Source organism: Shewanella frigidimarina (assembly GCF_003797125.1).
Lineage (GTDB): Bacteria > Pseudomonadota > Gammaproteobacteria > Enterobacterales > Shewanellaceae > Shewanella > Shewanella frigidimarina.
Window position 1 is genome coordinate 250884 of sequence record NZ_RKKE01000003.1, and the last position, 13582, is coordinate 264465.

Genomic DNA, 13582 nt, shown 5'->3' on the forward strand with positions numbered 1-13582 from the left:
CAGCTTGAATTGATATAACCGCGAAGTAGAATGTGAATAATAAATTCACTGGCAGACCCTAGTCATTTATCGTTGTAACAAACATCCTCCTCGACTGATACACAGAAAACCTTGCCAAAATTGCTCATAAAATGGCAATTATTTAAATTCATTGATGGATAATAGTCATTTGATAGCGTTTATTATCTTGAACAGCAATCAGATAATAAACTGAAATTGATAATAAAATGCAGGGGTTAAGTTAAATCGGACAACCCTGCTCAGAAGCGGTTAACAATTGCATTATGTTAATGCGCACCATTATCCATTAGTTAGTGATTACAGCGTATTTATGATAAGCATCATCAGCATTCATCGGTTTAGAAAAATAATACCCTTGTGCAACATCGCAATGATGTTCAATCAAAAAGTCTAATTGGTCTTGTAATTCAACTCCCTCAGCCGTGACACATTTACCTAATGAATGCGCCATGTTTATCACCGCTTTTACCACGGCTTGATCTTCAGCTGAATGAATTAGATTTTGGATAAATGACTGATCAATTTTTAACATTGTTGCTGGCAACGACTTGAGATAAGCAAGTGATGAATAGCCCGTGCCAAAGTCGTCGATAGCCACATGAATATCAGCTTGAATAAGCTTTTGTAAAATCTCAATTGATTGCTCAGGAATGGCCATCAATGCGGTTTCGGTGATTTCAAACTTAAACCACTTTGGTTGCGCGCCAGTCGCTGTAATAATAGCCAATAAATCGTCAGCTAGGTTTATGTTCATCAATTCTAGCGCAGACAAATTAACCGATACTCTTTTGAAATCGAAATGTTGTTCATGCCATCTAACAAGTTGTTGGGATACAGTTTGGAGCATCCAACGGCTTAACTCGAAAATTAAACCGGTATTTTCAGCAATTGGAATAAATTCAGCCGGAGAGATCATCCCAAATACGGGGTGTTGCCAGCGCATCAACGCTTCAAATCCAGCTAATTCCTGATTGGGTAAATGAATTAAGGGCTGATACACTGCAAATAATTGATATTGTTCAACAACATTTTCAGCTAACGCTTTGCGTAATCCTTGTTCAATAACGAGACGACGCTTATTGTGTAGTGCTTGTTGTTTGTTACAAAATGCCACGCCGTTCGGTCTTTTCTTGGCTTCATATAACGCTGAATCTGCTTGACTTAATATCGCTTCAGCATCTTGGCCATCTTCAGGAAAAAGACTAATACCCACGCGGCATCCTAAAATAATCGTTTGTTCTAAAAATTCAAAATGATGTTGAAATACATCGACTAATTCTGTCGCAATAACATTAGCATCATCAGCTGATGTATTGGGCAACGCAATACAAAATTTATCTCCGCCAAAACGCGACACTGTGAAGGTTCCTTTCAGCGTAGTACTAATGCGTGTAGCCGCCTGCTGGAGAATATAGTCACCAGCACTATGGCCAAAGTTATCGTTAATAATTTTAAAACGAGTGAGATCTAAAAAAAGTAATGCCAAGGTCTGTTGATTTTGCAAACATGTTTGAATATTTTCGTCGAGTAATATTTTAAAAAAGTAACGGTTAATTAAGCCTGTTAAGTCATCATAGTGCGATAACTGATACAACATATCTTGTTGCTGTTTACGCGATGTCACATCGTGGGCAATACCTTCACAACCAATACATTCACCATTATCATCATACATAGGGCGTTCAAGCACCTCAAAGGTATGAATAATGCCATTAGCCGCAAATATTTCCATTTCAAATGGAGCTAATTTTTCGCCGTTAATAATGCGCTGAATATATCCTGAGATAAGTTTGTTTTTCGGATTATCCGTTAAATACTTATAGTAATACTCACCAAAACCAGAAATAGTAAGCCCCAAAATATGAGTAACCGATGGGCTAACGTATTGTATAAACCCTTCGATATCGTGTTGATAAAAAATATATTCATCTTCTAACGACTCAACCAAACCACGGTATCTATTTTCGCTAATGGTAAGCTGAAGCGTCCGTTCCAAGACGTTTTGTTCAAGATTATTTTTTAATTCGTTTAATGCCATATTGGCATTTGCAGTATTAATATTAGCAATGGTTAAGGCTTGATTATTCCGTCTAGCTTGCAAAATCCACACACTAAGCAACAAAATTAATACACCTGCCACCGCCGCAAACTCAATCAAATCTTGGTAATCTTTCGGCAGTGTAATGTTTGCCCCCCAGGCTTCATTAATGGCAATTTTTTCAGCAGAGCTCAACGAGCTCAACCCTTTCTGCATAATACTGGCTAATATAGGAAAATCATTTCTGACTGCGATTGATTCATTAGCATTGTTTTTTTCATAAAAAGCGACAAATTTTAAATCGGAAAATGAATACTTTAACTGGTAATAATTAGCAGCAGCAAAAAAGGTAATAGCCGCATCAGCTTGATTTGCCTGAACGGCTTCCATTGCTTCACGCATATTATCAACAAGAAATGGGGTCACACTGGGAAATTCATCGATAATTTTATCGGTATATTGATAACCTTTTACTAAGGCTATGGTTTTATGTGCAATATCACTGCGGTTATGAATATGATGCTTGTTTTTTTTGCCGATAATGACCAACGATTTATACACTATTGGGCTAGTGAATAAGAATTTTTTTTCGCGGTTAGGTGTGTTAACCATGGTCAACACAATATCAATGTCCTTTTTCTGCAGGTTTTTTACAATATTTGGCCAGCGAGTTTCATCACTTAATTCAAATTGAATATTTAATTTTTTACCCATTAGAAATAAGGTATCAATTGCCATACCAACAATTTGACCGTTTTCATTGATATAGCTGTAAGGAGGGAAATATCCATCAACGCCAACACGAATGGGTTGGTGCTCGCTCAACCACTGTAATTCGTTTTCATCAAGTGTTATAGGCTCAATAACGCCCTTCTCGACTGTATCTGCGCGGGTAATACTTGTAAATAACAACAATAACAATATACAAAGAAAGACATTTGCATACGCATTTGGTTTATTTGACATTATTAGTTGTTCCTGGTGTTTGTATAGCCAATGCTAAAACTAACACCGGTAAAATGTAATCAATTTGTTAATATCGAATTAAATAGTACCACATTTAAAACAATAGCTTACGCCTTTAAATATTAACTAAAACTTTTCAACTGCTTAGTCGTGTACATTTAAATGACTTTGATAATTTATTTATACTAAAAAAGACCACTGAGATACAAATTTTAATGAATATTTTTGCCAGTAACCTTTTGTGAACTGCATTTTTGTGATCAAGCGCTCAACCATACGGTTTATGTCGAGCTAGGGGGTGAACGGTAAGCCAAGCAATATTAGTACTGCCATCGGTGTATTATTATCTTGTAATAGACAAGCTGCATCCATGCAGTCGTCGGTAACTGCTCCTGCGTTACTCTAGCTCCTGCATCCATGCAGTCGTCATTTAAGTCTACTATCAGGATTTTGGTTGAGGTTTATCCGTTATCGCTAAGTAATAACAGCACAGTCGATTATTGACTGAAGCTTAACTCACTAAACGACAACGACATCTTGCCTAATCCTTGATATTCAATTTGCAGAGGTTTATCCATGTCGACTTTAAGTACACCGCAATAAGAACCGGTAATTATCGCTTGGCCGGCTGTAATCTCAATGCCTCGAGCGGTTAAAAAATTCACTAACCAGTACAAAGGTGATGCAGGTAAATCACACGGATGACAACCGTCATAGGTATTGGTAGTTTGTTGTTGAGTGACCGTTATTTGGAATTTGCTAGCCATCAATGCCTTAGCTTTGTCAATTTCTGGGCCTAAGTACAACCCCTGATTACTGAGTCCGTCTGCCAACTTTTCAACAAATGTGGCTGAATAATCTCGGCTAAATCGTTGTTGAATTAACTCCAATGCCATGTGAGTAGCGCTAATTTGTTGATCGATTTCGGTATCAGAGTAATGACAATGAGCCTCAAAGGTTTGACCAACAACAAAAGCGATTTCAGGCTCAATTAGGGCACGCTTTGCAGATGATAAAATGGCACATTCTTGTTGATTGACAATGGCATCAGCCAAAATAGGTGCAACAATCAAATCGCCATTGTCTCGGGGCGTTAAACATTTCCAGCCAGTAACACGATGCTGATTCAAGGCAATCATCGCGACTTGGATTTCAAGTGCCGTTTCAATACTGTCTATATGCTGTTCAGGTAGTAAATTTGACACAGGACTAACACAATGCATTTGTGAAAAGAGATGTTTGGCAATGTCGTTTATATTCGTTTGTTGAACCATTACGGTTTCCTATGGCGATAGTGAAATACTTTAACAAGCGAAGCATTATTCGCGAGTAAGTGATTATTATAAATAAATATTCGGTTAGTACTAACGCCACACATTAGTCACTGCAGTATCGATGTTAGTGACGTTAATACTAGTAGCGTTAAAGTTAGTCGCGTTAGTGTTGATGACACCTCACAAACACCCACAGTATTAAAGCTAGCATGAAGTTAACTATCAGGTTATCCGGCTTTGCGTTGTTTTAACTGTGCTTTAGTTTGCTCAAACCACTGATAAACAATCTCGCGTGTTTGCTCCGATGGCATTGCATTAGACGCGCCTCTAATCTGGTCGATTTCGCACATCAACGGCTGGGTTTTAGTGATTTTGATACCAATAGTCATTCGTTCAGGCTTAGCCATTTTAAACGCACAATAATGTCCGTTGGCAATGCTTTGATGATAAATAGCGATACAGTGACCTTGTTCCAGGCCTTCTGCAACGAGTTCATCATAACGGCTAATAGCCATAATTTGACCATTGGCTTTAAGTAATTGCGGATAGGCGATATCAGCATTTTGTGGGCGGGCATTAACTACCGATATTTCATTGCGCTCAAGCACCCAGCGATCATGTAACTGGCGTAAATCTTCAATCGACGGTAATTGACTAACCCGTTGTAGCGGATCGAAAACCCCTAGCGCGACGCCTAAATGCAAAGTGTCATTCAAGTACGCCATTAATTTACTTCGTCCTTGTTGCTGATTAAACGCCAAATCGAGCCCAAGCGGAGTGCCAGTAAAAAATGGGTACATGTGATCAACACTCAGAGCATTTAAGTTAATCTGTGGATAATGCTTAAAACGACTAAAGTGTTAAAATCGCACATCTAATTGACGTTTAACATGCAGTAAATCGGCTTCTCGTTCATAGGTTAACGTTAACTTATCAATAAACTTAAGCGCTGCTTTACTGCTGTGATAGCCCAGCGCCGTTAAAATCTGCCGCTGACCAAGTAAACAAAATTCAAGCGCTTGTTGATTATCGACACTGCATTGCTCGCAAATCAGTAATAACAACACCGGTCTGCTGAGTAATATCTGTAATGCGGGTTCACAATTAGCTGCCAGCCACAACATTTGGTATTGATGCTCTGCAAAAGGCTGAGTGATCTTCAACAAATGTTGCGGAATAGTCGCCAACCAGGCTCGACCAGCTTCGCTTTGAGTCACTAAATCAAGTCCTAGCCCTAACCCGCCTTCAAGTTGCTCATTAGATTGATGATTAAAGGTTCTAAATCCAGCTAAGCCATTATCCCAGCAGTGTAATTGAACATCATAATCAAAACCCAATTCGCGCATAGGGATGAATAACGCACCAGTCATGTCGACTCCTAAAACAACCAAATCAATAATGTAGCTGATATTGAAACTTATTCGGCATCAGATTCTATAACAATCGATTCAACCGCGCAGATATCAGCCAATTTACACGGTTCGATACTTCCCTAACACAAGGTTAACGCCATTGTCTGCTATATAAGCAGATTATAAATCGACAACTTAGCACTAACCTGTATAATCCGCGGCCTATTTACTTACATATACTTATGTCTGTCTTATTCACACGTGGCTGTTGTCTTGCCGTTTGTTGATAAATATTCAGTAGTACACAGTTGGAACATTGCTTTGATTTCTACCGCTAATATCACCATGCAGTTTGGCCCTGAGCCATTATTTGAAAACATCTCGGCTCAATTTGGTCACGGTAACCGTTACGGTTTAATCGGCGCAAATGGCTGTGGTAAATCCACGTTTATGAAAATTTTGAGTGGTGCTTTGGCTCCAACATCAGGAAACGTGTCGATTACGCCAGGCTTTAAAGTCGGTACGCTTAGTCAAGATCAGTTCGCGTTTGAACAATATAGTGTTGTCGACGCTGTGATCATGGGTGATGTCGGACTGTGGAAAGTAAAACAAGAACGTGACAGCATTTATGCAAAAGCAGAAATGACCGACGAAGACGGCATGCGAGTAGGCGACCTAGAAAGTCAGTTCGCGGAAATGGACGGCTACACAGCTGAAAGTCGCGCTGGTGAAATTCTGTTAGAAGCCGGTATTGAAGAGTCATTTCACTTTGGTTTAATGCAACAGGTTGCTCCAGGTTGGAAATTGCGCGTGCTATTAGCACAAGCTTTATTCGCTAACCCAGACATTTTGTTACTCGACGAACCTACCAACAACTTGGATATTCATACCATTAGTTGGTTGGCAACAGAGCTAAACAAACGTAAATGCACCATGATCATCATTTCGCACGACAGACACTTCTTAAACTCTGTTTGCACCCACATGGCTGACATCGATTACGGCGAATTACGTGTTTACCCAGGTAATTACGAATATTTCTTAGCTCAATCTGGGCTAATTCGTGAGCAACTGTTAGCAGGCAACGCCAAGAAAAGCGCTGAAATTGACGAGCTGCAAGACTTCGTTAACCGTTTTGGTGCTAACGCATCTAAAGCAAAGCAAGCTAGCTCACGCGCTAAAAAAATGGACAAAATTAAGTTAGATGATGTTAAGTCATCTAGCCGTATTACCCCATCAATTCGTTTTGCAGAAAGCAAAAAACTGCATCGCCAAGCACTCGTACTTGAAGAGTTGTCACACGGTTTCGACGAAGTGTTATTCGAACACGGCGACCTTATTCTTGAAGCGGGTTCTAAACTGGCGATTATTGGCGAGAATGGCGTAGGTAAAACTACCCTTTTACGCTGCTTAGTAAATGAACTGCAACACAATCATGGCCGTATTAAATGGTCTGAAAATGCTGCGATTGGTTACTGCCCGCAAGACAGCACCGCTGACTTTGATAATGACATGACTTTATTTGATTGGATGTCATTATGGCGCACACCAAAGCACAATGATTTGATGGTTCGCGGCATGTTAGGTCGTCTGTTATTTTCTGATGACGATGCCAATAAAAAAGTTCGTAACTGTTCTGGTGGTGAGAAAAACCGCCTATTATTCGGTAAGTTAATGATGATGGATATTAACGTACTGGTAATGGACGAGCCAACCAACCACATGGACATGGAAGCGATTGAAGCGCTAAACCAAGCCTTGAAATTATTTGAAGGCACATTAATATTTGTCAGCCATGACCGCGAATTTGTGTCATCTTTGGCAACGCGTATTATTGATGTAAAAGGCAAAAAATTGATAAACTTCCAAGGTACATTTGATGAATACCTTGCAAGCCAAGCTGAAGCAGAAGCCCGAGGTTAACCTCTTTTTGGGCATGCGATACTCAATGTCCATTAACGGATAACATCGTTAAAGTAAGGTCTTCATGTTGCATAATATTGCAAAGATGAAGACCTTTTTTGTTTAATTCATTATAGAGATAATGATTAAGCAGAAATCGCGATTGCAGATGTATGTATAAAGATCAGAAGTGTAGACATGAACGACTGTCAAACTTGTCATTTACTTTACTAACCAGTGCGAATTAACGCCGTTAGCAAAGCAAAGGCTGTTTGGGAGGCGTTGGTTATCACGAACTGAGGTTATTTATATTCATAAAGCCTAATCAATAGTAATCCGTTGCAGATACACGTAAAATCTACGCCTAAAATTAATAACTAACGACATAAAATAGCGAAAATATCATGAATAGAAAAATCGAATTATTGGCACCCGGTGGAGATGTCGATGCGATCAAAGCTGCGATAATAGCCGGTGCAAACGCCGTTTATTGTGGCTTAGATACCTTCAACGCCCGTAACCGTGCAGCAAACCTATCATTCGATGACTTAATTGGTGTTATCGCGCTTGCACACCAATATCAGTGTGAAGTGTTTCTTACTATGAACATCGTTATTTTAGAAAACGAAGTTCCGACATTGGTTAAATTGCTCAATCAGCTTGTGAATACGGGTATCGACGGCATTATCGTCCAGGATTTAGGCCTGTTTAATCTAGTGACTAAACATTTTCCAAGCCTAGCAATTCATGCCTCAACCCAGCTGACAACTCATAACGAAGGTCAAATTGGCTTTTTAGCCAAAATCGGCGCCACTCGTGTCAATTTATCTCGTGAGCTAAACCTTGGCGAAATAAAAAGCCTCACCACCCTCGCCCACGATCACGAAGTGCTTACCGAAGTTTTTGTTCACGGCGCATTATGTATCGCCTTCTCTGGTCAATGTTATTCAAGCTCAGTGAGTGTTGGTAATTCTGGCAACCGTGGTCGCTGTAGCCAGGCATGTCGTGACGAATATGAAGTCACAGCAGCGGGTAATAAGTTTCCGCTGAATCTAAAAGACAACTCAGCTTACTTTGATTTACCAGAATTGGTTGATGCCGGTGTTGACTCACTCAAAATTGAAGGCCGCATTAAAGGTGCACAATATGTGCATACCGTGGTGGATAGCTGGCGTAAACAGATCGACAAATTTATCGAAACTGGCAAGCTGTTAGCCGATGACTCGAACTTACATAAAGTATTCAACCGTGATTTTACCAACTCGTTTTTAAAGGGTAACCTCACCAAAGACATGTTTATCGACAATCCACGCGATAACAGCTTTAAACATGCTAACGATAAAAGTAACGCGATATCAGTGGTTCAAATTCAAGAAGCGCAACAAACACTGTCGTCAGAAAAAGACGCCATTGTGCAACTGGTTGCCGAAAAAATTAATCACCTGAGCATTGCCAAGCCAACGTTAGCACTGGCATTTTCAGGTCAAGTCAATCAACCATTGTCGATCACGGTGACCACGCCAGACCAACACTTTGTGATTGAATCATCTATCTCTCTAACCCAAGCGACAGAATCGCGGGTTGATGAAGCGGCCATTGAGAAACGCTTTAAAAGCTTAAAAGGCAGTGGTTACTTGTTACAAGCGTTTAATTATGACGGCTTGCAGGCTGATTTAAGCCTACCATTTAGTCAGTTAACTCAGCTTAAAAACCAACTGTTATTACAGCTAACACAAAGAGAATACATAGGTGCAGTAACCTTACCCAAGTTACCTAAGCATCCTAAAGTAACAGAAACACCGACATTATCTTTGCTTATTAGTGATGAAAAAGACGTCAACTTATGTGATGTTACCGATGCCGACATCTACTTTAAGCTGCCTGAAAGCTTTAAGAAAAACGACAACAAGTATATTGATATCTTTTTACGCAACCCAAGATTAATCCCTTGGTTTCCGGCTGTGCTTATTGGCAAAGATTATATCGAAGCAGTAAGAGTGTTAGAAGTGGTTAAGCCTAAGCGAATTGTTACTAACAATACCGGCGTCGCGTTTAAAGCCTATGAAATGGACATTGAGTGGATCGCAGGCCCGTTTTTAAACACCACTAACTCTTATGCCTTGTTAACATTACAAGAGCAATTAAATTGTGCTGGTGCGTTTATTTCTAACGAGATTAATCGTAATCAAATTAAAAACATCGCCAGGCCGGAAAACTTCAAACTGCTTTACAGCATCTATCACCCAATTTTGATGATGACCAGCAGACAATGCTTTTTCCAACAAACGGTAGGCTGTAATAAGCCCAGCATTGAAGACGGTTGCATGCTCAAGTGTGAAAAAGCCACTACCATCACTAATGTGAAAGGTATTTCGTTTGCAGTAGACAAACAAAAAGGCGGTTACCCGAGCATCTATAACCACGAGCAGTTTTTAAACATCGAAGCCGTTGAAGATTTATCGCACTTATTTGATGAGTTCTTTATCGACCTCACCAACATAGGATCTGGCTCAAAAGCTGAAATCGATAAAACTCAGCTCGTCGCCCACTTCGAAAACGTCCTTAAAGGCGTCACCGAATCTAAAGTAGAGCTAAATCAACTTGTGACAATTTCGACTAATGCCCAGTATCAGCAAGGTTTGTAATTGCCTAGGACAGCTAGCCGCGCCACAGAGTGTATAGGGTTAAATGACTTACTGAGTAAATTAGTCTGTTGTTAATCAGTTATTAATTGTCCCATCCAAGATAAACACAAACAAGGGTCACATTCGTGTGACCCTTGTTTGTTTATTGACGTTATATGATTTCAATGCCGCATTATAACATTCTGTAGCAACGTTAATGTTAAGTTATCAAGCCAAACACCTCCCATATATCATCAACAGTTCGATTTTATCTCTCGTGTAACACCAATGCATGATTGTTAAACAGAATATTATCGCAGATTTCAATACCCATGAGTGTATGAAGAACACCAACTGATTTGCCTTACTGGTACAGCCATCGCTCATTCTATTATTGATTTTATTTATATTATTTGTGTTATTTGTTTTATTTAACAATGGCTCAGGGCCATTGGCTCTCTCGAGTCATGTATGTTGGCAACGGTTGTTTCAAACCACACTCAAATTAAGTCACCATTTTATTGTCATCACTAATGGTCAACACTCTCTTGTTACGTTGAAACAACCGGCGTTTTTCAAGACCGTTGTCGAAATTTGTTGTCAAATCCTCACTTATGTCGCGATAGGTCAAACACACCAGAATGCTTTATCGTTAAACAGATAAGGGTAATCTAACAAAAAACCGAGCGCCACAGCCTGGTTCAGAGCTATAGTCAATGCTTCCGTTCATTGCTTCAATCAGATTCTTACAAAGGGCTAAACCTAAACCCGTCCCTCCTTTCACTTTAGAGCTACTTGCATCAGCTTGTGAAAATTTACCAAATATTTTGCTCTTAAAATCTTCAGGGATTCCGGTTCCTTGGTCTTGTACAGCAATTTCAATTTCATCAGCAGTGAGAGTCGCAGACAACATTACACTCCCAGATTCGGGAGAGAATTTAACCGCATTGGATAGAAAATTAGTCAGAATTTGTAATAGACGATGCTCATCTACATATACAAACAATTCATCTATTTGCTTATCTACATGTAACGTTAAAGTGATTTTATGCAGGTCTGCAAATGGTTGATGATCATTGATAGCTCTTTGCAAAAGAGGAACTACATTTAATCGTTTCATTTCAAACAACATTTTACCAGCAGCAAGCTTTTCAATATCTAATAAGTCATTGATCAAACGACTAAGTTGTTTGCAGTTACTGCTCGCAACCTCAACCAATTTCTCCGCTTTTGCAGGCAATGTGGCTATTTTACCAGACTGCAATAAACTTAATGCACCATAAATTGATGTTAACGGAGTACGGAGCTCATGACTCACGGTTGAGATGAATTCATCTTTAATTTTCTGTAATGTCATCCTCTCAGTAATATCTTGCACAGAACCTATCATTATCTTATCCGGGTTCAGCTCTTTGTTAACCAGTTGTCCTAATTCATGCACCCAACGAACTTCGCCATTAGGTCGGATGATTCGGTAAACTTCGTTAACAATGCCTGTCGAACGAGTCTGCTGCTCACTTTTAAGCACTTTATCGATATCGTCAGGATGAACAGAATTTTTAAACAGTGAAGAACTCGGCACGACATCTTCAGCGTTAAACCCAAAAATTTGATAAATAATAGGTGACCACCAAAATGTTCCATGCTCAAACGATGCATGCCAATAACCAATTTTGGCTTGCTCACTCGCTAAATCAAGACTTTGCTGAGTAACATTCAGCTGAAGATTGAGATCCTCAAGTTGAAGATAGTATTCTTTAGTTTGGGTAATATCATGAATATAGCCATGCCATAACGTACTACCATCAGGCATCCTTTCCGGTGTTGCTCTGCCTGATAACCATATTATCGATTTGTCATTCCTATAAACACGATATTCCTGTTCCCATATAGTGAGTTGTTGGCTAGATAATTCAATACTTTGAGAAACTGCAGGAACATCTTCAGGATAAATTGTAGAAAATGCATTGGAAGCATCCGTAACAACATCTTCGGGTTTTACACCATAAATATCTTCGATTCCAGAGCTAGCATATGGGAATGCGCTACGTCCGTCTGGCCACAACTGATACTGGTAAACCACACCAGGAAGTTGTTGTGTCAGTTTTAATAATTGATCCTGTAGTTTTTTTTGCTTGCTCACATCCTGTATAAAACCATTAAGGAATTGCACGTTACCTGCACTATCATATTCAGCGGAGCCCCGCTCCTCTACCCATTTAACCGAACCATTTTTATGCACTATACGGTAATTAAATACCCAGCTAGTTTGATTAAGCAGAGACTCTTGTACGATTTTATCAAGCAAAGCACGGTCTTCAGGATGGATAATATTAACGTAACTGCGAGAATAATTATCGGTGAACTCACTGGCTGGATATCCTGAAAGCGAATAAATATAGTCACTCATAAAGAGCATAGTCCATTTTTTATCAGGATTGCATCTGTAGGTAACGCCTGGAATATTAGCAACCAAAGTCTTAAACTGGTCACGACTCTGCAGTAAATCTAACTCGTTATTTTTTTGTTTTGTTATGTCGGCACGAGTGCCATACATCATCAATGGCTTACCATTGCTGGTCTTTGAAATCACTCTACCTTTATCATGTATCCAAACATAATGACCATCTTTGTGTTTCATTCGGCATTTAAAGTCATAAAATGGATTTTCATCATTAAAATGCTCTTGCAATGATGTACTAGATTTTATGTTGTCATCGGGATGTATTCTAGCAGCCCATGTTTCGTTAGAAATGGGTTCAAGTTCAGCAAGGGTATAACCAATAATCTCGGCCCAGCGTTCGTTTAATACGATATCACCCGTTTGAACATTCCACTGCCAAGTGCCGACTCGAGTGCCTTCCAACACCGACCGATACATCAGTTCACTTGCGGTTAATTGTTCATGTGCTTGCTCTTGTAATCTATCAATAATTTCTTGTTCAATACTTTTAGCAAAACCGTATGCGATATCTCGTTCTTTATCAGTGAATTGGCGAGGTTTGCTATCAATAAAGCAGAGTGTGCCAATATTTTCACCATTACACACTAAAGGCACACCGGCATAAAATCGAATAAACGGTGCAGATACAACTAATGGATTGTCTGCAAACCGACTATCAAGCAGAGCATCAGCAACTTCAAAAATACTATCGCCTAAAATGGTATGGCCACAAAATGAAATGTCTCTGCTTGTCTCACATGCATCTAAACCTTGTTTCGACTTAAACCACTGACGATTGGAGTCGACTAATGAAATAAGCACAATTTCCGTGCCTAAACAAAGTTGAGCCAAATGCGTTAAACGATCAAAACGTTCCTCTGGCCCCGTATCTAACAGGCCAGTATTATTTAGCGCGGTAAGTCTTTCTGTCTCGGAAAGTGGAAATACAGGAGTTTGCATAA

The 13582-nt window shown here is 39.6% G+C and carries 7 protein-coding genes; 2 read left to right on the plus strand and 5 right to left on the minus strand.

Translation table 11 applies throughout. The annotated features are described in order from the left end of the window. Positions 1-307 precede the first annotated feature (307 nt). The 4 genes from EGC86_RS10620 to EGC86_RS10635 all read right to left on the minus strand — a co-directional run bounded on the left by EGC86_RS10620 (position 308) and on the right by EGC86_RS10635 (position 5669). Positions 308-3025 carry an EAL domain-containing protein gene (locus EGC86_RS10620; protein ID WP_123777540.1) on the minus strand — a complete coding sequence of 906 codons (2718 nt, stop codon included), beginning with the start codon at positions 3023-3025 and terminating at the stop codon, positions 308-310. Positions 3026-3522: 497 nt separating this feature from the next. Then, entirely contained in the window at positions 3523-4299 is a 777-nt protein-coding gene (locus EGC86_RS10625) for a hypothetical protein (protein WP_123777541.1), read from the minus strand. A 227-nt stretch (positions 4300-4526) separates the two neighbouring features. Beyond that, a complete protein-coding gene (locus EGC86_RS10630) occupies positions 4527-5099 on the minus strand; it encodes a PcfJ domain-containing protein (RefSeq protein WP_123777542.1) in 573 nt (190 codons plus the stop codon). Positions 5100-5159: 60 nt separating this feature from the next. After that, positions 5160-5669: a hypothetical protein gene (locus EGC86_RS10635; protein ID WP_123777544.1), complete on the minus strand. Its 510-nt coding sequence runs from the start codon at positions 5667-5669 to the stop codon at positions 5160-5162. Positions 5670-5972: 303 nt separating this feature from the next. Between EGC86_RS10635 and EGC86_RS10640 the strand changes: the two genes are divergently transcribed. Both EGC86_RS10640 and EGC86_RS10645 read left to right on the plus strand, forming a co-directional pair. Further along, positions 5973-7574: an ABC-F family ATPase gene (locus EGC86_RS10640; protein ID WP_102037000.1), complete on the plus strand. Its 1602-nt coding sequence runs from the start codon at positions 5973-5975 to the stop codon at positions 7572-7574. A 383-nt stretch (positions 7575-7957) separates the two neighbouring features. Next, a complete protein-coding gene (locus EGC86_RS10645; RefSeq protein ID WP_123777546.1) occupies positions 7958-10198 on the plus strand; it encodes a peptidase U32 family protein in 2241 nt (746 codons plus the stop codon). A gap of 631 nt (positions 10199-10829) precedes the next feature. Here the strand turns inward: EGC86_RS10645 and EGC86_RS10650 are convergent. Further along, positions 10830-13580, minus strand: coding sequence for a PAS domain-containing protein (locus EGC86_RS10650; RefSeq protein WP_123777548.1), 2751 nt, complete (start codon positions 13578-13580; stop codon positions 10830-10832). Positions 13581-13582: the final 2 nt, after the last annotated feature.